This is a genomic window from Maribacter polysaccharolyticus (assembly GCF_028882255.1).
Taxonomy (GTDB): domain Bacteria; phylum Bacteroidota; class Bacteroidia; order Flavobacteriales; family Flavobacteriaceae; genus Maribacter_A; species Maribacter_A polysaccharolyticus.
The window spans coordinates 495,649-515,825 of the sequence record NZ_JARBUY010000001.1 but is presented as its reverse complement, the minus strand read 5'-3'; the positions used below and the strand labels follow the sequence as shown (position 1 = coordinate 515,825).

At 41.6% G+C, this 20,177-nt stretch carries 20 protein-coding genes; 8 read left to right on the top strand and 12 right to left on the bottom strand.

Going from position 1 to position 20,177, the window contains the following annotated elements; translation table 11 throughout:
• Positions 1 to 38 precede the first annotated feature (38 nt).
• From PHU20_RS02290 to PHU20_RS02270, 5 genes are all read left to right on the top strand, one after another.
• On the top strand, positions 39 to 1,043 hold the full coding sequence (locus PHU20_RS02290; protein ID WP_274823722.1) for a glycosyltransferase family 2 protein: 1,005 nt from the start codon (positions 39 to 41) through the stop codon (positions 1,041 to 1,043).
• Between the two features lie 66 nt (positions 1,044 to 1,109).
• Entirely contained in the window at positions 1,110 to 2,009 is a 900-nt protein-coding gene (locus tag PHU20_RS02285; RefSeq protein ID WP_274823721.1) for a CdaR family protein, read from the top strand.
• A complete protein-coding gene (gene coaE, locus PHU20_RS02280; protein WP_274823720.1) occupies positions 2,006 to 2,605 on the top strand; it encodes a dephospho-CoA kinase in 600 nt (199 codons plus the stop codon). The genes PHU20_RS02285 and coaE overlap by 4 nt, the downstream gene beginning before the upstream one ends.
• A 65-nt stretch (positions 2,606 to 2,670) precedes the next feature.
• Positions 2,671 to 4,251 (top strand): sensor histidine kinase, encoded by a 1,581-nt coding sequence (locus tag PHU20_RS02275; protein WP_274823719.1) that lies wholly within the window; start codon positions 2,671 to 2,673, stop codon positions 4,249 to 4,251.
• Positions 4,252 to 4,257: 6 nt separating this feature from the next.
• Entirely contained in the window at positions 4,258 to 4,971 is a 714-nt protein-coding gene (locus tag PHU20_RS02270; RefSeq protein WP_274823718.1) for a response regulator transcription factor, read from the top strand.
• A 52-nt stretch (positions 4,972 to 5,023) separates the two neighbouring features.
• Here PHU20_RS02270 and PHU20_RS02265 read toward each other — a convergent pair whose 3' ends face one another.
• Genes PHU20_RS02265 through PHU20_RS02230 form a run of 8 tightly spaced genes read right to left on the bottom strand, consistent with a single transcriptional unit; the run spans position 5,024 to position 12,435 of the window.
• A complete protein-coding gene (locus PHU20_RS02265; protein ID WP_274823717.1) occupies positions 5,024 to 5,515 on the bottom strand; it encodes a gluconokinase in 492 nt (163 codons plus the stop codon).
• The gene (gene miaA, locus PHU20_RS02260; protein ID WP_274823716.1) at positions 5,508 to 6,434 is read right to left on the bottom strand and encodes a tRNA (adenosine(37)-N6)-dimethylallyltransferase MiaA; all 927 of its coding nucleotides are present in this window, start codon (positions 6,432 to 6,434) and stop codon (positions 5,508 to 5,510) included. The genes PHU20_RS02265 and miaA overlap by 8 nt, the downstream gene beginning before the upstream one ends.
• Complete coding sequence (locus PHU20_RS02255; RefSeq protein ID WP_274823715.1) at positions 6,431 to 7,270, bottom strand: ion transporter; 840 nt, start codon at positions 7,268 to 7,270, stop codon at positions 6,431 to 6,433. The genes miaA and PHU20_RS02255 overlap by 4 nt, the downstream gene beginning before the upstream one ends.
• Before the next feature lie 2 nt (positions 7,271 to 7,272).
• Complete coding sequence (locus PHU20_RS02250) at positions 7,273 to 8,634, bottom strand: exonuclease domain-containing protein (protein ID WP_274823714.1); 1,362 nt, start codon at positions 8,632 to 8,634, stop codon at positions 7,273 to 7,275.
• Between the two features lie 22 nt (positions 8,635 to 8,656).
• Positions 8,657 to 9,322 (bottom strand): YggS family pyridoxal phosphate-dependent enzyme, encoded by a 666-nt coding sequence (locus PHU20_RS02245; RefSeq protein WP_274823713.1) that lies wholly within the window; start codon positions 9,320 to 9,322, stop codon positions 8,657 to 8,659.
• Between the two features lie 13 nt (positions 9,323 to 9,335).
• Positions 9,336 to 10,571, bottom strand: coding sequence for a DUF1015 domain-containing protein (locus PHU20_RS02240; protein WP_274823712.1), 1,236 nt, complete (start codon positions 10,569 to 10,571; stop codon positions 9,336 to 9,338).
• Between the two features lie 4 nt (positions 10,572 to 10,575).
• Complete coding sequence (locus PHU20_RS02235; RefSeq protein ID WP_274823711.1) at positions 10,576 to 11,463, bottom strand: 3-hydroxyacyl-CoA dehydrogenase family protein; 888 nt, start codon at positions 11,461 to 11,463, stop codon at positions 10,576 to 10,578.
• A 12-nt stretch (positions 11,464 to 11,475) separates the two neighbouring features.
• Complete coding sequence (locus tag PHU20_RS02230; protein WP_274823710.1) at positions 11,476 to 12,435, bottom strand: Gfo/Idh/MocA family protein; 960 nt, start codon at positions 12,433 to 12,435, stop codon at positions 11,476 to 11,478.
• Between the two features lie 147 nt (positions 12,436 to 12,582).
• On the opposite strand from PHU20_RS02230, the gene PHU20_RS02225 reads away from it, so the two are divergent.
• Complete coding sequence (locus tag PHU20_RS02225; RefSeq protein ID WP_274823709.1) at positions 12,583 to 13,224, top strand: protein-L-isoaspartate(D-aspartate) O-methyltransferase; 642 nt, start codon at positions 12,583 to 12,585, stop codon at positions 13,222 to 13,224.
• Between the two features lie 18 nt (positions 13,225 to 13,242).
• On the opposite strand, the gene smpB is transcribed toward PHU20_RS02225, so the two are convergent.
• Positions 13,243 to 13,704: an SsrA-binding protein SmpB gene (smpB, locus tag PHU20_RS02220; RefSeq protein WP_274823708.1), complete on the bottom strand. Its 462-nt coding sequence runs from the start codon at positions 13,702 to 13,704 to the stop codon at positions 13,243 to 13,245.
• A gap of 102 nt (positions 13,705 to 13,806) precedes the next feature.
• Between smpB and PHU20_RS02215 the strand changes: the two genes are divergently transcribed.
• Positions 13,807 to 14,568: a DUF6503 family protein gene (locus PHU20_RS02215; protein WP_274823707.1), complete on the top strand. Its 762-nt coding sequence runs from the start codon at positions 13,807 to 13,809 to the stop codon at positions 14,566 to 14,568.
• On the opposite strand, the gene PHU20_RS02210 is transcribed toward PHU20_RS02215, so the two are convergent.
• A complete protein-coding gene (locus PHU20_RS02210) occupies positions 14,546 to 15,082 on the bottom strand; it encodes a SixA phosphatase family protein (protein ID WP_274823706.1) in 537 nt (178 codons plus the stop codon). The genes PHU20_RS02215 and PHU20_RS02210 overlap by 23 nt on opposite strands.
• 95 nt (positions 15,083 to 15,177) lie before the next feature.
• Between PHU20_RS02210 and PHU20_RS02205 the strand changes: the two genes are divergently transcribed.
• Positions 15,178 to 16,806, top strand: a complete 1,629-nt coding sequence (locus tag PHU20_RS02205; RefSeq protein WP_274823705.1) for a PorP/SprF family type IX secretion system membrane protein — start codon at positions 15,178 to 15,180, stop codon at positions 16,804 to 16,806.
• Positions 16,807 to 16,815: 9 nt separating this feature from the next.
• Here the strand turns inward: PHU20_RS02205 and PHU20_RS02200 are convergent, their stop codons facing one another.
• On the bottom strand, positions 16,816 to 17,412 hold the full coding sequence (locus PHU20_RS02200; RefSeq protein ID WP_274823704.1) for a TetR/AcrR family transcriptional regulator: 597 nt from the start codon (positions 17,410 to 17,412) through the stop codon (positions 16,816 to 16,818).
• Positions 17,413 to 17,530: 118 nt separating this feature from the next.
• Positions 17,531 to 20,128 carry an ATP-dependent chaperone ClpB gene (gene clpB, locus PHU20_RS02195; protein WP_274823703.1) on the bottom strand — a complete coding sequence of 866 codons (2,598 nt, stop codon included), beginning with the start codon at positions 20,126 to 20,128 and terminating at the stop codon, positions 17,531 to 17,533.
• Positions 20,129 to 20,177 lie beyond the last annotated feature (49 nt).

Genomic DNA, 20,177 nt, shown 5'->3' with positions numbered 1-20,177 from the left:
GCACGGATTATTAAGTGCATCGAATTCAGATTACTGGTATGGATGATATTTCCTTTTCATTTATTATTCCTGTTTACAATAGGCCCAATGAAATAAGGGAATTGTTGGAAAGTTTGGTACACCAAACCTTCAAAGAACCCTTCAAAGTGGTGATCATTGAGGATGGGTCAACGATCGATTCCCAAAGCGAGGTGGAGGCCTATCAGGATAAGTTGGATATCACCTATTTGCCTAAAAAGAACTCCGGTCCCGGGGATTCACGTAATTACGGTATGGAACGCGCCCAAGGGAATTATTTTATCGTACTTGATTCCGATTGTATTTTGCCTTCCGGATATTTACAGGAAGTTAAAAATTCGCTCGATGGTCACTTTGTGCATTGCTTTGGTGGGCCCGATGCGGCACATGACTCTTTTACCGATATTCAAAAGGCCATTAATTATGCAATGACATCGGTTTTGACCACAGGGGGGATACGCGGGGGAAAATCCTCGGTCGATAAATTCCAACCTAGAAGTTTTAATATGGGCATTTCCAAAGAGGCCTTTGAAAAAGTAGGGGGCTATGGTAAGATCCATCCGGGTGAAGATCCAGATTTAACCATGCGCATTTGGGACAAGGGCTACGAAACAAAATTGATTCCCGAGGCATTTGTCTATCATAAACGGCGTATCGATTGGCATAAATTTTTTGTTCAAGTGAATAAATTCGGTATGGTCAGGCCTATATTAAACCAATGGCATCCGGGATCTGCTAAAATAACCTATTGGTTCCCTACGCTTTTTTTAATGGGATTCACAGTGGCCCTATTTTTATTGGCCTTTAACGTTATTTGGCCAATAGGGGTTTATCTATTGTATTTTATCGTGCTTTTCGTCGATTCCCTATTAAAGAACAAGAGTGTGTGGGTCGCTTTTCTTTCGTTATTGGCGGTAGGCATCCAATTTTTGGGGTATGGCGTGGGTTTTCTAAAATCAATCTTTTGGATTAATTTTAGCAAAAAGAAACCCAAAGAATTGTTTCCAAATCTATTCTTCAACTAGAATTATCGTAAAGTGATACAAAAATTCAAAAACATTATTAAAAGACGCAAGGCAAAAATGTTTTTGATGTTCTTATTGTGTTCGGGCTTGATCTGGTTCTTGAACAATCTGGCCAAGACCTATACCGACAACGCCACCTTTGAACTGGTGTTCTTTCATGTTCCCGATAGCCTTTTACTTACCGAAGTGTCTAAAAAACAGGTCGATGTAAAAATACAGGCAAGCGGATTTCAATTTTTAGGGTTCAACTTTAAGAATAAAGAGGTGAGGGTAGATGTGTCTTCCGTTAACGAAAGGAATGGCAGGTACTATATGCCACAAAGTGTTTATCGGAAGCAAATAGATAAACAACTTCGGTCGATGAATTTATTGGAAATCGATGAGGATACCTTGTATTTTGAATTTATGCGTTTGGTTACCAAGGTGGTCCCTATTGCCTCCAAATTGGACATTACCCTACCGCAAAACCATATTCTGGATGGAGAACCGGTCATTGAGCCAAGTGAGGTAACCCTTAAAGGGCCTTGGAATATCGTTGATACCATTAATACGATAAATACGGTAAAACTAAAACTAAGTGATGTATCCACTGACTTTTCCCAAGAAGTGGCGCTGGATAAAATGCAGGAATCAGGGGGTATTACCTATTCGAGCGATAAGGTAGTCGTCAGCGGAAAGGTAGCTCGGTTTTCAGAAAAGTTGATCGAAGTGCCCATAAAAGTGATCAATCTTCCTGAGAAGTATGAAATCAAGACATTCCCGGATAAGGTAGGGGTGCTCTGCAAGGGTACGTTGAATCAGTTGAAGTTATTGGAAAGTGCAGATTTTGAGGTGATTGCCGATTACAATACGATCAAGGACAATGCATCGAAGAACATCGGTCTGCAATTGGTCAATCCGTTGGAAAACCTTAGAAGTGCTGAACTGAGCGAAAGTCAAGTGGAATTCATATTGAGGAAACAATGAAAATCGTTGCGTTAACGGGTGGTATCGGAAGTGGAAAGACCACTGTGGCCAAAATGTTCAAGGACCTGGGTGTGCCCGTTTATAATTCAGATAATGAGGCAAAAGCGCTTATGGTGTCTTCGAAGGAATTGCGAAAGGCCATTAAGGCACTTTTGGGAGCGGAAGCCTATAACGGCAAAACCTTGAATAGGGAATACATTGCAAAAAAAGTATTCGGGGACAAAGGGCTATTGGGGCAATTGAACAAAATTGTCCATCCTGCCGTTCGTGAGGATTTTCTTAGGTGGGCGGCAAAACAAAGCACCCCCTATGTTATCCAAGAATCCGCCATAGTTTTTGAAAATGGACAACAGGATTTTTATGATAAAATCATTCTGGTCACGGCACCAGAAGAAGTGCGTTTGGCCAGGGTCATGGAAAGGGATAAGGTTTCAAAATCCGAAATCAGGGCCCGTATGGGTAACCAATTGAATGACACGGTTAAGATCGGGTTGTCCGATTATGTCATCGAGAATATCTCCTTGAACGAGACCCGTTCAAAAGTAAATGAAACCCATAAACGTATACTCGGCCAAGGCGGGTTTGAGCAATTTTAACAATTTTGTTAAGGTTAGGTTAAACGTTAAAATACTAGTTGTTAAATCTTTAATTTTGCGTGTAGATGAATAGGAGGTTGTTTGTTCTTTTGGTCATTCTGATGAGCCTATCATTGATAGGGATTATCTTCGTTCAGGGCTATTGGATAAAGAAATCAGTTGAGGATAAAGAGGAACAGTTTTCAAACAGTGTGTCGGATGTACTGGATAAGGTGACCGACAAAATCACTGAAAGAGAGCGGAACGACTATTTTGATAGGTATGTAAATATCAAGGATAGTGTGGGGGATTTAAAGAGCTCCCATTTCAAAAACTTCTTTTTTGTCGATCAGGATATAAGTTCAGATGAGATCCATTATTATTCCCACGGAATTTTAGAAGAGGAATATAATATCGCATCAACGTTCTTTGACAATGGTACGGGTGATGACACTACGACCATAAAAAATTATACCAGTAGGCGCTTAAAGGCTACTTACAAGGAAGATTTAGGTCTTGATGGACATCAAAGCAGATTTACCCCTATCGAAAAAGTGGAAAAAATCGGAGGGTTGACTTCGATGGAGATTTCGGCCTTTGAGGATATGTTCGGGGAGTTTGCCAAACGCGTGCCCATTCACAATAGGGTTTCGAAACAGGAAATCGAATTGTTGTTGGAACGCGAGTTGAACAATCGGAATATCAACACCGATTATGAATATGGTATAGCTAGTAAGGGGTTGCCTACATCGGTAAAATCAAGAAAGTTCAGTTTTAGGAATCTTCCGCCTTATAAATCTTTGATATTCAAGGATTCGGAGGGCAATTCAAATTACACGCTATTGATTGATTTTCCTAAGAAAAAGCGATTTTTAATACGTTCCATAATAGGTATGGCGGCTATGTCCCTTTTGTTTACCCTGGTCATCATCGTTGCCTATTCCAGTGCCATTTACCAATTGATACGCCAAAAACAGATTTCAGAGATAAAATCCGATTTTATCAATAATATGACCCATGAGTTCAAAACGCCGATCGCAACCATTAATTTGGCAGTAGAGGCCATTAAGAACCCAAAGGTAATCGAAGACAAGGAAAAGGTAATGAGGTACCTACAAATGATTCGGGACGAGAACAAAAGGATGCATGCACAAGTTGAAAATGTTCTGCGTATCTCAAAGTTGGAAAAGAACCAATTGGATATCAGCAAGGATCGGGTAGATGTACACGATATCATACAAGATGCCATTGCCCATGTTGAACTGATCGTCGAGGATAGGGGAGGTTATATAGAAAAGCATTTAAAAGCCGAGAGAACGGAAGTTTTGGCCAATGAGATGCATTTTACCAATGTTGTCGTGAATATCTTGGACAATGCCATTAAATATTCCCCAATGGCCCCAAAAATCGATATTTACACCGAGGTGGTCAAGAACAATATCGTAATTAAGATCAAAGATCAAGGTGCGGGAATGAGCAAGGCCGTGTTGAAAAAAGTTTTTGAGAAGTTCTACAGGGAACACACTGGGGATATACACAATGTAAAAGGGCATGGCTTGGGCCTTGCTTATGTTAAAAAAATTATAGAAGATCACCAAGGTGAGGTTTATGCAGAAAGCGAAAAAGATAAAGGAAGCTCTTTCTATATTAAACTACCATTAATTTAACGAATTATGGAAACAGTAAACAAGAAAATACTTTTAGTGGAGGATGATCCCAATTTTGGGATTGTATTGAAGGATTATTTGTCAATGAACAATTTTGATGTTACATTGGCCAAGAATGGGATGGAGGGTTTTGAGAAGTTCAAGAAAGACAATTTTGATGTCTGCATCTTGGATGTCATGATGCCTTATAAAGACGGTTTCACCCTTGCGAAAGAAATAAGGGAGAAGAACGAGAATGTCCCGATAATCTTCCTTACCGCCAAAACGATGAAAGAAGATGTCCTTAAAGGCTATAAGGCCGGTGCGGACGATTACCTGAACAAACCTTTTGATTCGGAAGTGTTATTGATGAAGCTTAAAGCCATTATCCAAAGAAAGGCTTCCAGTTCGTTGACAGACAGCAAGAAATTCGAATTCCAAATAGGTGGTTTTCATTTGAATTCCAAATTAAGGTTCTTGAAATATAAAGATGAAGAAGCAATTAAACTTTCTCCAAAAGAAAATGAATTGCTGCGTCTTTTGGCTTTGCATGAAAATGATTTGATGCCTAGGGAATTGGCCTTGACAAAAATCTGGAGGGATGATAATTATTTCACTTCCAGAAGTATGGATGTGTATATTGCCAAGTTACGTAAATACCTTAAACGTGATGATACCGTGGAAATATTGAATATCCATGGAGAAGGTTTCAGGTTGGTCATAAAAACCGAATCGGAATAAAACAATATCTTTCTAAGAATACAAAGCCCCGACGTTTTCGTCGGGGCTTTTTTTATGTGATTTTGTCACGTATGCTGTTGACGATATCCTCTGGACTTTGGTTTATTGAAACTTCAATGGCGTCTTTGGGGGGTTCCAATGTTTCAAATTGGGACTTTAACAACGATATCGGCATGTAGTGCCCTTTACGTCCTTGTAATCTGCGATTTATAGCTGAAAATGAACCTTTTAGGTAAATAAAGGTCATTTGCTCCATCACATCTTTTCGCAAAGATGCCCTATAACTTTCCTTTAATGCGGAACAGGCGATTACCGCTCCAATGGACTTGTGTTCCCGTGCGAGTCTGTTTAGGGTTTCCAACCATTCTTTTCGATCTTGGTCATTTAGGGCTTTTCCACTGGCCATTTTTTTCACGTTTGATTCAGGATGATAGTCATCCCCATCAAAAAAAGGGAGTTGCAATGTATTGGCCAATAATGTACCAACGGTTGTTTTGCCACTGCCCGAAACACCCATTACGATATAGATACCTTTGCTAACCATTTAGGGGTGGACCAGCTATTTTTTCAGCGATTTCTTCACATACCAGGGTAGGGTCATCAAGGTAATCGAACCATATGATGTCCTCGTTTTTTCGATACCAGGTCAATTGTCTTTTTGCAAAGCGCCTTGTGTTCTTTTTTATTTCGGAAATAGCGAATTCCAGTGTCCAGGTACCATCGAAATAATTGAAAAGTTCTTTGTAGCCTACGGTTTGTAGGGCGTTTAATTTTCTGTGTGGATAAACTTCCCGAGCTTCATCCAAAAGTCCGTTCGCGATCATAAGATCGACCCGTTGATTGATCCTGTCATAAATGATTTCCCGGTCGGCACTTATGCCTATGGTAAGGGTGTCAAATGACCTTTTTACATTCTTTTTTCTTAAAAACGATGAATATGGTTTGCCTGTTGCCATGCAGATTTCCAAAGCCCGTATCAATCGATGCGGGTTTTCCAAATCCACTTTGTTGTAGTAGGCTTCGTCGTACCTCTTCAATTGGTGTTGAAGTTCGGCAATCCCTTTTTCGCTCAGGGTTTTGTTCAATGCTTCACGATAGTCCGGTGATACAGCAGGGAAATCATCCAACCCTTTGGTGATGGCATCGACATATAGGCCACTACCACCCACAAGGATTACCGTATCGTGTTTTTCAAATAATCTGTCCAATATCGAAAGGGCCTCTTTTTCAAAATCACCCACCGAATAAGGGTCAAAGATGCTTTTATGTTGGATGCAATGGTGTTTGATCGAGAGCAATTCTTCTTCGCTGGGGACCGCTGTACCTATTTCCAATTCTTTATAAAACTGACGGGAATCCGCTGAAATGATCTCGGTGTTGAAATGTTTAGCCAACGAAATTCCCATTCTGGTTTTGCCGATGGCAGTAGGTCCCACGACCGATATGAGGGTTTTGGTGCTCATTGGTCTTCAATTAATTTGAATCCACATTTTCTGCAGTATATGGCATCAGAGCGTTGGATTTCAACACCGCAATTAGGACAAGACCTTCCTTTGTCACTCTCTTTTCGATCTTTGGGATAGGAGGAATATTCAGCGGAGACGATTCCCGTAGGCACCGCAATAACGCCATAACCGATGATCATGATCAGCGTAGCGATGAACTGACCGAGAGGGGTTTGGGGGGAGATATCACCATAACCCACCGTGGTTAAGGTCACTATGGTCCAATAGATGCTATGGGGAATACTGTTGAACCCATGGGTAGGCCCTTCGACCAAATACATGATAGTACCCAATAATACGGATACGACCAGTACAAAAAATACAAAAACAAAGATTTTGGTCCTGCTGGCCCTTAATGCCCGAATCAAATTATTCGACTCCCCGACAAAACGCACTAATTTCAGTATCCTAAAGACCCGTAACAATCGTAGTGCCCTAAAAGCGGTTAAATAGTGGGATTGCAAAAAGAAGAACGTCAGATATTTCGGTATCGTTGAAAGTAGGTCGATAATACCGAAAAAACTAAAAATATACTTACGGGGTTTTTTGATACAGATCAGCCTTAAGATATATTCAATGGAAAAAAGGATGGTCACTACCCATTCCGATATATTGAAGAAGTTATGGTATTGGTTATCGTACTTTGGAATGCTTTCGAACATCACGATAATTACACTGTATAGAATAACGATCAGTAGTATTATATCGAATAATTTGCCCGCTGGAGTATGGGTCCCATAAATGACTTCATGTATGGCGGACCTCCAATCGCGATTCTTTTTTTTGGTGCTCAAAATCAGTGCTTAAGATCTATTATTTTTTTTATTCGTTTTTTCCTAAGATAGGAATCTATGATGTGGGTTGCGGTGCTATCGCCCCGCATGGGGGTGATAATCGATTCCAAGATATGGATATTATTGATCTGGTGGTTAAGGTCGTAATATCCCAAGCCTTGAAAGACCCCATCTTTTATAAAGATAGCACTATACTCCCCAATTTCACGACCTTTATCAACAATCAACATCGTTTTTTGCGCTAAGCTATACTTGTTTATCGCCTCATTGACCCTTTGGTTATAAGCCGTGGGGGATTCCAATCCACGACATCCACCCAGGCACTGGCCTTTCTTTTCCATTTCACAGGGGCCGTGATGTTCCAGGTCATTGATTTTGGTGCAAAGTTGGAACTCCTCGGTGATTTTCAAAAGAAAGTTCTTGGCGGAAACAATACCGTTAAAGGTGGTTATGTTGGTTTTTCCGTTGGTTTGGGGAGCGATTACAAACGTTTGATACCCATCGTCATTTGTACTCAGATAGAGGGCCTGTAGGCGTTTTTTCCTGATATTGTGATTGTACCGGGGTTTATTTTTTAGAAGTTCTTCGCGTTCTTTCAATAAAGCGACCAGTTCGCTTCCTGTTTTTTCGAAGGTTATTGTTTTGGTTTCTTTTTGAAGTTGTCGTGCCTTACTGCCACTTTTGGTAAAGTGTTGGTTTACCCGTTTTTTTATGTTGGTACTTTTGCCTAGAAATAGGATATCCCCCTTCTTGTCGTGCATGTAGTACAGACCGGTTTCGGAGGGCATTTGTTCCACGATATCCAGCTGTCGTTGTGAAAGTTCCCCGTGGGTTTCTTCCCGGACCACTTCCTTGATTATGGTTTTATTGGTGTCTCTGGAAAGTAATAACTTAAATAGTTTAAGGGTGGCAATGGCATCACCGTTCGCCCGATGGCGATCACTCATGGGGATGCCCAAAGACCTCACCAATTTTCCGAGGCTATACGACTCGGCATCTGGCAAGAGACTTTTTGAAAGATCAACGGTACATAAGGTCTTCCGCTCAAAATTATACCCCAATCGCCTAAATTCGGTTCTTAGGATCCTGTAATCAAATTGGGCATTATGGGCAACGAGAACGGTGTCTTCGGTAATCTCCACAATACGTTTTGCAACTTCATGGAATTTGGGGGCAGTACGGAGCATTTTGGAATTGATGCCGGTTAAATTGGCCACAAAGGGCTGTATTTCCCTTTCGGGGTTCACCAGACTAATGAATTTATCAATGACCTTATGGCCATCGAATTTATGGATAGCTATTTCGGTGATACCTTCTTCGTTGTATTTACCTCCTGTCGTCTCTATGTCGAGAATCGTATACATCAATTGCCTTCAATCTTTAATTTCATATATGGGAATAGTCTCTTGCTCCAAAGATACTACTTCCTATGCGTACCATGGTACTACCTTCTTCCACAGCTAACTGGTAATCACCGCTCATACCCATGGATAATACGGAAATATGGGGTAAGGTATCTTTTATTTTATCGAAAATATGCTTTAAGTACCTAAATTCCTTTTTTATTTGGGTTTGATCCTTCGTAAAGGTGGCCATGCCCATCAAGCCTACGATTTCGACATGGGTAAGATCTCTGAATTCCTTTGAGCCTATAAGCTGGTTCAGTTCCTTCTCGTCCAATCCGAATTTTGTTTCCTCTTCGGCAATATGCACCTGTAAAAGGCATGGAATGGTCCTGTTGTGTTTTTGAGCCTGTTTGTTGATTTCCCGTAGCAACTTAAAACTGTCGACACCATGGATCAATGAAACGAATTCGGCCATATATTTAACCTTGTTCCGCTGTACGTGGCCTATCATATGCCATTCGATATCTTTAGGTAAGGCCTCCCATTTTCGGGCCATTTCCTGGATTTTGTTCTCACCGAAAATGCGCTGTCCCCCATTATAGGCTTCCAGGATACTTTCTTCGGGTTTTGTCTTTGAAACGGCTACCAAGGTGACATGATTCGGCAATGTTCGGTTTATATGCTCAAGATTTGATTGTATAGACATGATAAATTATATATTAAAACTCGTAAATGGTCAGGCCACTTCTTAGTTTAGGTTCGATATAAGTACTTTTCGGGGGCATGACCGATCCGGCATCGGCAATGGCCTTTATTTCATCCATTGTTAACGGGAAAAGACTAAAACCTACTGCGAATTTCCCCAGGTCGATTTCATCTTTCATACGGATCACATTGTGTTTACCACAGCCATAATGTATGCGTTTGTTACTTCTGAGGTCTTTAATGCCTAAAATGGGATCCAGGATGGTTTTATAAAGGATATGCGTATCGAGTCTACTGAGCAAATCGGTAAATCCATAGGCTTTCTCCCTTAGGATCAGCGAATAAAATGCGCCATCAAGATACATACTGAAATGATGTTTTTTCTTGGGTTTGTAAAGTACATCACCCTTTTTTTCTATCCTAAAGAAAGCATCCAATTTTATAAGGAATTCCGCTTTGGTCAATCCGTTGAGATCTTTCACCATCCGATTGAATTCATGAATACGGATCTCTGATTCAGGTAGCAGATAGCACATGAAGTAATTATAGGGTTCTTTGCCCGTATGTTGGGTATTCCCTTTTTGAAAATTACTGGCCAAAATTTCCGAAGAGGCACTTCTATGATGGCCATCCGCAATATATAACGATGTAATAGGCGTGAATTCGCGCATCAACCCTTGTACGGATTCCTTCTTGGTTACCGTCCAAAGGGTATGTTTTATCCAATCGGATGTGGTAAAGGAATATTCCGGCTCTTTTTGTTTTTCGAAATCGATTATGTCCTGGATTTCGATTTTGTCGGTATAGGTAGTTAACACGGGTTCTGCGTTAAAACCCACATTTTTTAGGTATTTAGCGAATAATTGCTCTCGCGGGCTCATTGTTTCTTCGTGTTTTTTGATAACGTTGTCACGATAATCCTGCACACTGGCCAAAGCAATGAGGCCACAACATTTTAAATTGTTCTTTTCAATTTGATAGATATAAAAACCATCGGTATCATCCTTTGTTAAAATATGTTCCTCAAAAAATTCCAAATAGCGATTACGGATCAATCCATAGCGTTCTTCACCGGAAACTTCTTTTGAAAATTTGTATCCCGGATTGATGATGTGCAGAAAGGAAAACGGATTATAGCGTAAGGTTGCCTCCAATTCTTCCTGGGCATACGCTAGATATGATCGGGATGTAACATGGGCGATTTTGTCCTTTGTGGGTCTTACCGCCTTAAAGGGTTTGATCACCGCCATGATATTACTTGAATTGAGAAGAAACGGTTTCGGCTTTTTTGGATTTGGAATAATCATAGAAACCTTCTCCCGATTTTATCCCCAGTTTTTTGGCCATTACCATATTCGCCAAAAGCGGACAGGGTGCATATTTCGGATTTTTGAATCCGTCGTACATGACGTTCAGTATCGAAAGGCACACATCCAACCCGATAAAATCGGCCAATTGCAAGGGGCCCATGGGGTGGGCCATACCCAATTTCATAACCGTATCTATTTCCGTTACTCCGGCAACCCCATGATAAAGGGTTTCGATAGCTTCGTTGATCATCGGCATTAAGATCCTATTGGCAACGAACCCAGGGTAATCATTGACCTTTGTTGGTGTCTTTCCCAACTTTATCGATAGGTCCATAATGGTATTTGTCGTTTCATCGGAGGTATTGTAGCCTCGAATGATCTCTACCAGCCCCATTATGGGAACCGGGTTCATAAAATGCATTCCGATCACTTTGTCCGGTTTTTCGGTTACCGCGGCGATTTCCGTTATTGAAATGGAGGAGGTATTGGTCGCCAAAATCGTACCTGGTCCCGATAATGCATCCATTTCCTTGAAAAGCCCCAGTTTTATGTTCAGTTGTTCCGTAGCGGCTTCAACCACCAAATCAGTATTTGGAATACCCTTCGATAGTTCGGTATAGGTGATGATGTTCTTAAGGGTTGTGGCCTTGGCCGATTCATCGATCTTCCCTTTGGAAATCATTCGATCCAAATTCCTGGTAATCGTCGAGATTCCCCGATCGATGGCTTCTTGTGAGATGTCGATCAAATGTACATGATGGCCATTTTGAGCAAAAACATGGGCAATTCCGTTGCCCATGGTCCCTGCACCGATAACTGCTATATTTTTCATAATTGCTTTTTTTTAGAAAGACCGTATAATCTGGAGCGCTACACGCAATGCCCGTGTTCCCTGACGGAGGGTCACTACCGGGGTGGTGTTTTGGGTAATCGCATCTGCAAAAGTCTCCAATTCATCGAGAATGGCATTGTTGGCCGTTATCTCTGGATTTTCAAAATAGATCTGTTTTTTTATACCCTCTGCATTCTGTAGGATCATATCGAAATCGCCGGGGGATTCCGGAGCGTCCTTCATCTTTACCACTTCGGCCTTTTTCTCCAAAAAGTCTACCGAAATATAGGCGTCCCGTTGAAAGAATCGGGATTTTCGCATGTTTTTCAATGATATCCTGCTCGCGGTAAGATTCGCCACACAACCGTTTTCAAATTCGATACGGGCATTGGCAATATCGGGCGATTGACTGATTACCGATACGCCACTGGCATTGATTTGTTTTACCTCGGAATCCACGACACTGAGAATGGCATCTATGTCATGTATCATCAGATCCAGAACAACCGGAACATCCGTGCCCCGGGGATTGAATTCGGCCAATCTATGGGCTTCTATGAACATGGGACCATGTATCTTATCCTTTACCGCCAAGAATGCCGGATTGAACCGTTCTACATGCCCCACTTGGCCTTTAACACCATGTGCCGCTTCCAATTGCAATAATTCTTCCGCTTCTTCGAGGGTGTTTGTGATGGGCTTTTCTATAAAAACATGTTTTCCTTTTTCCATGGCTTTCTTGGCGCAATCAAAATGTGATAGCGTGGGGGTAACAATGTCGACAACATCAACGGCATCGATCAGCTCATTGATGTTTTCCATATAGTGGTATCCGAATTCAGCGGCGACTTTTTGGCCATTGATATCATCCGGATCATAAAAACCGATCAAATCATATTTTGGGGATTCATTGAGTAGACGAAGGTGTATTTTTCCTAAATGTCCTGCTCCTAGGACTCCAACTTTAAGCATAGGTTGTATTTTCTTCAAAAATAACGATAGTTTGGTAGTTTATTTACTTTGAACTTCAAAAGTTTTGTAAGGGATCGGGGAAGTTCTTTAATTCATTGAACAAACTTTATTAACTTAGCTTTTTTAACCAAACCATCATAGTTACCCTTGAGAGATACGCTTAAACATCGCGGAATGCGCAACAAATTGGCCGAGGTATTGATTGCCAAAGGAATAGTGGATACCCATGTTCTTGATGCCATACGCAAAGTGCCCAGACATCTTTTTATGGACAGTGGTTTTGAGGGGCATGCATATCAGGACAAGGCTTTTCCCATCGCTGCGGATCAGACCATTTCACAACCTTATACGGTTGCTTTCCAATCTGAATTGTTGAAAGTCGAACCCGGACACAAAGTTCTGGAAATAGGAACGGGAAGTGGGTACCAAACCGCAATTCTATTGCAATTAAAAGCGAAAGTATTTACGATCGAAAGACAATTGGAACTTTTCAAAAAAACCAACCTGTTTTTTAAAAAGATGGGTTATCGACCCAAGAAAGTCATCTTTGGGGATGGTTACAAAGGCTTGCCGGAAGAAGCTCCTTTCAACAGTATCATCGTAACGGCTGGGGCTCCGGAAGTCCCCAAAGCACTATTGTCACAATTAAAAGTAGGGGGTAGGCTCGTAATACCCGTTGGTGTTGAAGAGCAGATCATGACGTTGTTCGTACGAAAATCAGAAAAGGAATTTGAAAAAACGGAACTCGGTGCTTTTCGGTTCGTTCCCTTACTCGAGGATAAAAACTAGGTAGGCCTTTTGGTTCTTCTACCTATTGAAACTTTTCTTGATCCGGTCAAGATCCCGCTTATTGTCACGGTCTTTAATGGTCTCGCGCTTATCGTAAAGCTTTTTACCTTTGGCGAGGGCTATGTTCATTTTGGCCAAACCGCGATCGTTCAAGAAAAGGTTCAAGGGTACGATCGTAAGTCCACTGGCAGAAACTTCCTTTTCCAATTTTTTCAACTCACGTTTGTTCAAAAGTAATTTTCGTTCGGCTTTGGGTTTATGGTTGAAATGGGAGGCGTGGGAGTATTCATCGATCTGCATGTTAATGATGAAAAGTTCACCGCGGTCATTGAACTCACAGAAACTTTCGGCAATGGAGGCCTTTCCTTGGCGAATGGATTTTATTTCTGTGCCTGATAAAACGATACCGGCGGTATACTTATCCAGGATATCATATTCGAATCGGGCCCTTTTGTTCTTTATATTGATCGTATTCTCCATATGGCTACAAAAATAGTGACAATTATCGTTTCCGCAATTTCACTTAATTGGAATTATTGGGGTTCTTTGTAATGTTGTTTACCCGTTTACGACCTTTATGGAATGAAAAAAGCAAAAAGTATTTTAATGGCCCTACTGTTGGTTGTAATCCTTTCATGCAAAGAAAAGACCTCACAACGTATGACCGCCCAACAGATAGTGGACAAAAGTATTGAAGTTTGTGGTGGCGAACGGTACAAGACCAGTGACATTTCTTTTAAATTCAGGGATAAAGAATATGTAAGTGAAACCGTTAACGGACAAAAGGTGCTAAAGCGGATATTTACGTCCGACTCCCTTGTTACAGTTGATATTAAGTCTCCAAATGGATTCACACGTAAGGTTGATGGGAAACCTGTCAAGGTCATGGATTCCCTTGCCCGCGTATATTCGAATTCCATCAATTCCGTACATTATTTTGCGTATTTGCCCTATGGTTTGAATGATCCTGCCGTGAACAAGGAATATCTTGGTGAGATTACGATCAACGGTAAAGATTTTTACAAGATTAAAGTAACGTTCGATCAAGAGAATGGCGGGGACGACTTTGATGATGTATATGTCTATTGGTTCAATACCGAAACATTTATTCCAGAATATTTGGCCTATGAGTTCCATGTTAATGGTGGTGGAATTCGATTTAGGGAGGCCTATAACGAAAGGTATGTCAACGGGATTAGATTCGTGGATTATAACAATTTCAAATCGGTCAAGGATTCGCAATCCATATCTAAGATAGATAGTCTTTTTATGAAGAACGAATTGGAATTATTGTCCAAAATCGAATTGGAGGAAATTTCCGTTAATCCGGGCAATTACAATTAAAGTTCAATCGCATATCCGTAGTGGTGCCACCGACGATTTCAACAATAAAGAGACTTCCGTTTTGGCCGTCATCAATTGAGTCATACTTTTCCTGTCCGATTAATTTGTTCACGAAATCCGGGGTTGAATCGCTATGGCCGACCACTAGAACATTCCTGTTCTTGTTTTCTTCCTTGAACTGTTCCAGATCGAGAATGGCAGGGTCATAAATTTGCACGGTAAGGTTCTTTTTAACCGCAATGGGGGCGGCAGTCATTTGCGTTCTTTCATAATCCGTGGTATACACGGCATCAATCGGGATTTCATCTAGAATTTCGGCCCAATGCATGGCCCTACCCAGTCCTTTTTGTGTAAGTTCCGGGTCCATATTATTGGGGTCCGACCTATCTTTTTCAGCATGTCTGATAAAGTAAAAGGTTGATATGGAGTCATCTATCACAATAGGTTGTTCTTCTTTGCAGCCTAAGAAACCTGAGACAAAAACAAAAATCAGCAATGCTTTTAAAACCTTCATAATCAGCAATTCGTTAGTTTTGGACTTTTCATTTATTCTAACTAAAAATACCTCAAATTAGTATGTAAACCCCTTTGTTTTTTGTTTTTTTGCATATGACCAAAATAAAGCTGTCTTTTTTGTTCATTTTATTCGTTGGCGTGCTGCATGCGCAGGACGTTGGATTGCCGTTGGATTTAAGGCAGCACAATCTGACCGATTCCAATTCGGAAATATTGAATCCGGCCTTTTCAGTGAATTACGGGAATACGCATTCTTTGGGGTTATGGACTCGCTGGCAATGGCAGACCGTTGATGCCGACCCCACGACCTTCTTCTTAAACTATACGGGTAAACTTAATAATTCATCGGCTATAGGTGCGGGCTTTTTTCAACATAACACCGACATTTACCTAAATACGGGTGGGGTTTTGAATTATGCATATCAATTTGGCTTGGGTGATCGGGCCAGTCTTACCGTTGGAGTGAATGTATATGGATACCAACAAGAATTTTCAGGAAATACCTTTGAAGGGGACCCACAAATAGAGCTACAATTCTTTGGGACGACTGATGATTTTATTCTTCAAATGGCACCTGGGATTCAATTTACCTATGATGGCCTAAATATTGGGTTTACTTCTGAAAACCTTTTCGATTATAACTTCGAGGATAAGAAAGCCCATACGGCCAATGATGAGAAAATATATTTAGGAACGGCTTCCTATGCTATTCCGGTGGCCTTGGGGGCTTCCGATAGTACCTCGGTGGTAAGGCCTATGCTCTATGTGAAGTCCATTCCAGGGTATGATACCCAAGTTGGGCTGAGTGCCGTTTTGGCCACGGATAAATTTTGGGCACAAGCCGGATACAATAGTTTTTATGGGGTTGCCGTTGGAGGAGGGGGAAGGATTATGAAACGTTTTTCAATCGGGGGCGTGGTCGAATTTGGAACCGATTCCGATTTAAAGGGTAAAGACCCCACTTTTGAATTGATCACCGCTTTTGATTTCGGGAAATATGCGTCGAGAAAAAGGGTAAAACCCTTTAAAGGGAAAGAAGAAGAGGAAAAGATCGAGGAAATCGTGGCGACCGATAAAGCTGTGGAAACGCTCTCAAAAGCGGAAGCATTGGCGATGAAAAGGGAGGCAAAGGCACGAGAGAAAGCCCAGCGTAAGTTGAGGAGGGATTCATTGGCTTTGGCAAAGAAGGAATCGGCCATCGCCGAAGCGGAAATGCGTGACGCATTAAAACGCAAATCAGATTCGATCGATAGGGCCCGGCAACGACAGGAAATAGCGGCTGTACAAATCGCGGAACAAAAGCGCAAGGATTCGATTGCGGAGGCAAAAAGAAGTCAGGAATTGGCTGCAGCACAACGAATTACCGATTCGATCCAAGCTGCCAAAGAAAAGGAACGCATATTGCAACTTGCCCAACAGACTGAGGAAGTAAAACCTATGGCAGGTGAAAAATATGAGGAAGTGATTGGGGAGGACGGCTTACAGCCCGGTTACTATTTAATTGCCAATGTCTTTGGGACCAAAAGGTATTTGGACGCTTTTAAGGCAGATATGGCCAAGAAAGGCCTACAGGCTAAATCGTTCTTAAGAAGTAAGAACAATTTGAACTACGTATATTTAGGACGATACGATACCATGGGTGAGGCCCGCAAGGCCAGGGATTCCGGATTGAACGGAAAATACCCGGAAAAGACATGGATCTACAGGGTAAGACCGGAATAAACCCATCCGTTATTTCTTGATTTCATTTTTAACCAATACTTCCAAATAGGCTACGGTGTTTGAAAGGTATTTACGGTCCCTTGTGATCGTACTCATCGCTACCGCCCCTTGTAACATCGTATAGAATTGTTTTGCGAATTGTAATGGGGTAACCGGTAAGTGCAGGTCATTGTTGTTCACCCCGTTTTCCAAAACCAATGCTATTTTGCCTTCTATGATCCTAATGGTTTCACGGGAAGCTGCAGCCAAGGCCTTATTGTTCGCTTGTGCATCAATACCTATATTCAAAACAGGACAACCTCCCAATTCTGCCGTGAACATGTCGTAATTGCGATAGAACTTGGTTAACGAGAATATCTTATCCAACGAATTACCTTCGATTCCCAACCGTTCATCAATGGCAGCAAGTAATTTGTTGATACTGAATTCATAAGCTGCCAAAGCGAGGGCTTCCTTGTTTTCGAAATTGCCATAAAGTGCACCTTTTGTAAGGCCGGTGGCCTTTGTAAGGTCGCTCATACTCGTGCCCACATAACCTTGTTTAATAAAAATCGGGGCGATGGTTTCAATGATAAAGGCGGTGGTTCTTTCGGCTTTTGTAGTCATGGTACAGCTATTTTATACGAAGTTATAAAAATTATATACTGCATGGTATATATTTTAGGTAAAAAAAAAGCCCTGACGTTTAGCGTCAGGGCTTTATTTAATGATTATCTATGGTGTACTACACCAATTCACTTTGATTTCTAAAGACCATTTCATCGTCAAAGGAATCGATCAATACGATACTATCGGCCTTTATGCTACCTCGAAGGAGTTCTTTGGACAGATTGTTCAAAACCTCTTTCTGGATGATCCTTTTTATGGGTCTTGCCCCATATTGTGGATCATATCCTTTTTCGGCAAGGTGGGTAATCGCCTCATTGGTAAAGTCAATGGTGATATTCTGTTTGCCCAACATTTTTTTCAATTGCTCCAATTGAAGTGTCACGATCTTGGTTATATCTTTCTTGTTCAGTGGTGTGAACATGATGATATCATCGATCCTGTTGAGGAATTCCGGACGTATCGTCTTTCGCAATAATCCGAGCACCTCAACACGGGCGGCCTCTGAAGCACTGTAAATATCCTTGTTGTTTTCAAATTTTTCCTGGATGATGTGACTACCCATATTACTGGTCATAATGATTATCGTATTCTTGAAATCGGCAATACGACCTTTGTTATCGGTTAATCTACCTTCATCCAAAACCTGTAAGAGGATATTGAAGGTGTCTGGATGTGCTTTTTCGATTTCATCCAATAGCACAACGGAATACGGTCTTCTTCTCACGGCCTCGGTAAGTTGGCCTCCTTCGTCGTAACCAACATATCCAGGAGGGGCACCCACCAACCTGCTGACGGAATGCCGCTCTTGGTATTCGCTCATGTCTATTCGCGTCATCGCATTTTCATCGTCGAATAGGTACGCGGCCAAGGTTTTTGCGAGTTCGGTTTTACCGACCCCGGTGGTCCCTAGGAACAAGAATGACCCAATGGGTTTTTTGGCATCTTGGAGTCCGGCCCTACTTCTTCGTATGGCATCGGATACGGCTTGTATCGCTTCTTCCTGTCCTACAACGCGTTTGTGGAGTACATCCTCAAGTTTAAGTAATTTTTCACGTTCACTTTGAAGCATTTTGTTAACGGGTATGCCTGTCCATTTGGCAACGACTTCAGCAATATCCTCATAGGTAACCTCTTCTTTTATCAAGGTTGTTCCTTTTTGCTGTTCGGCCATTTCCTTTTGAAGCGCATTTAATTTTTCTTGGGCTTCTTTGATCTTGCCATACCGCAATTCAGCTACTTTTCCATAATCACCACTACGTTCAGCACGTTCTGCCTCCAATTTAAAGTTTTCGATATCGTTTTTTACTTTTTGTATGCTATCGACGACTGTTTTTTCACTTTCCCACTTCGCATATATTTCATTGCGTTTTTCCTTTATATTAGCCAGGTCAATGTTCAAAACCTTTAGTTTAGCTTGATCGTTTTCCCGTTTAATGGCTTCGATTTCAATCTCTAGTTGCATGATCTTTCTGTCCAGGACATCCAATTCCTCCGGTTTTGAATTGATTTCCATTCGGAGTTTGGCAGCGGCTTCGTCCATAAGGTCGATCGCTTTATCAGGCAAAAACCTATTGGTGATATAGCGTTGTGAAAGTTCTACGGCACCTATTACGGCCTCATCCTTGATCTGTACCTTGTGATGTGCCTCATATTTTTCTTTGATACCCCTTAAGATGGATATCGCACTTTCGGTATCCGGCTCATCCACCATGACCTTTTGGAACCTTCGTTCCAGGGCCTTGTCTTTTTCAAAATACTTTTGATACTCATCCAAAGTAGTTGCCCCTATGGCCCTTAATTCCCCTCTCGCCAATGCCGGTTTAAGTATATTTGCCGCATCCATGGCGCCTTGACCACCACCTGCACCTACCAAGGTGTGGATCTCGTCGATAAAGAGCACAATGTTGCCATCAGAGGAAGTGACTTCTTTGATGACGGCTTTTAATCGTTCTTCAAATTCCCCTTTGTATTTGGCACCGGCAATCAATGCACCCATATCCAAAGAGTAAATGACCTTGTCCTTTAGGTTTTCAGGAATATCACCTTGAATGATCCTATGTGCCAGACCCTCGGCAATCGCTGTCTTACCAACGCCGGGTTCCCCTACTAACATGGGGTTGTTTTTCGTTCTTCTGGAAAGTATCTGCAGAATACGACGGATTTCCTCATCACGGCCTATGACAGGGTCCAGTTTGCCACTGTCGGCCATTTGATTTAGGTTCCGTGCATATTTTTCCAGGGAATTATAAGTCTCCTCGGCACTCTGTGAAGTTACCTTTCCGCCCTTACGGAGTTCGTCAATTGCCGCCCTAAGGTCTTTTTCGGTCACCCCTTGGTCTTTAAGGATCTGGGCTATTTTGCTTTTTGATTTGAATATCGCCAACAATAAATGTTCAATGGAAACATATTCATCTTCCATTTTTTTGGCGATACTACCGGCTTCGTTCAAACTTTTGCCCGCTTCCCGGGATACCATGATCTCCCCGCCGGATACTTTCGGAAAACTTTCCAACTCTTTCCCAAGTATCTGGTTTAAAAGACCGGTATTTACATTCAGTTTCTTTAAAATAAAAGGGAGTACGTTTTCATCGACTTGGGAAATTGCCTTGAAGATGTGTTCGTTCTCAATTTGTTGATGCCCCATTTCTTGCGCAATCTGTTGGGCAAGTTGAACGGCTTCTTGCGACTTTATGGTAAAATTATTGAAGTTCATCAGTGTCTTTTTTTAAGTTAAGGTTTACTTTTGAAAGATGAATGTCAAT

What these genes read in the sequence shown, in the direction of transcription:
- PHU20_RS02205 (WP_274823705.1), top strand. Translation starts at nt 15,178, where the DNA reads ATGACCAAAATAAAGCTGTCTTTTTTGTTCATTTTATTCGTTGGCGTG.
- PHU20_RS02290 (WP_274823722.1), top strand. Translation starts at nt 39, where the DNA reads ATGGATGATATTTCCTTTTCATTTATTATTCCTGTTTACAATAGGCCC.
- PHU20_RS02215 (WP_274823707.1), top strand. Translation starts at nt 13,807, where the DNA reads ATGAAAAAAGCAAAAAGTATTTTAATGGCCCTACTGTTGGTTGTAATC.
- PHU20_RS02285 (WP_274823721.1), top strand. Translation starts at nt 1,110, where the DNA reads ATGTTCTTATTGTGTTCGGGCTTGATCTGGTTCTTGAACAATCTGGCC.
- PHU20_RS02230 (WP_274823710.1), bottom strand. Translation starts at nt 12,435, where the DNA reads ATGCTTAAAGTTGGAGTCCTAGGAGCAGGACATTTAGGAAAAATACAC.
- PHU20_RS02235 (WP_274823711.1), bottom strand. Translation starts at nt 11,463, where the DNA reads ATGAAAAATATAGCAGTTATCGGTGCAGGGACCATGGGCAACGGAATT.
- clpB (WP_274823703.1), bottom strand. Translation starts at nt 20,128, where the DNA reads ATGAACTTCAATAATTTTACCATAAAGTCGCAAGAAGCCGTTCAACTT.
- miaA (WP_274823716.1), bottom strand. Translation starts at nt 6,434, where the DNA reads ATGAGCACCAAAACCCTCATATCGGTCGTGGGACCTACTGCCATCGGC.
- PHU20_RS02265 (WP_274823717.1), bottom strand. Translation starts at nt 5,515, where the DNA reads ATGGTTAGCAAAGGTATCTATATCGTAATGGGTGTTTCGGGCAGTGGC.
- coaE (WP_274823720.1), top strand. Translation starts at nt 2,006, where the DNA reads ATGAAAATCGTTGCGTTAACGGGTGGTATCGGAAGTGGAAAGACCACT.
- PHU20_RS02275 (WP_274823719.1), top strand. Translation starts at nt 2,671, where the DNA reads ATGAATAGGAGGTTGTTTGTTCTTTTGGTCATTCTGATGAGCCTATCA.
- smpB (WP_274823708.1), bottom strand. Translation starts at nt 13,704, where the DNA reads ATGGAGAATACGATCAATATAAAGAACAAAAGGGCCCGATTCGAATAT.
- PHU20_RS02200 (WP_274823704.1), bottom strand. Translation starts at nt 17,412, where the DNA reads ATGACTACAAAAGCCGAAAGAACCACCGCCTTTATCATTGAAACCATC.
- PHU20_RS02245 (WP_274823713.1), bottom strand. Translation starts at nt 9,322, where the DNA reads ATGTCTATACAATCAAATCTTGAGCATATAAACCGAACATTGCCGAAT.
- PHU20_RS02240 (WP_274823712.1), bottom strand. Translation starts at nt 10,571, where the DNA reads ATGGCGGTGATCAAACCCTTTAAGGCGGTAAGACCCACAAAGGACAAA.
- PHU20_RS02270 (WP_274823718.1), top strand. Translation starts at nt 4,258, where the DNA reads ATGGAAACAGTAAACAAGAAAATACTTTTAGTGGAGGATGATCCCAAT.
- PHU20_RS02210 (WP_274823706.1), bottom strand. Translation starts at nt 15,082, where the DNA reads ATGAAGGTTTTAAAAGCATTGCTGATTTTTGTTTTTGTCTCAGGTTTC.
- PHU20_RS02250 (WP_274823714.1), bottom strand. Translation starts at nt 8,634, where the DNA reads ATGTATACGATTCTCGACATAGAGACGACAGGAGGTAAATACAACGAA.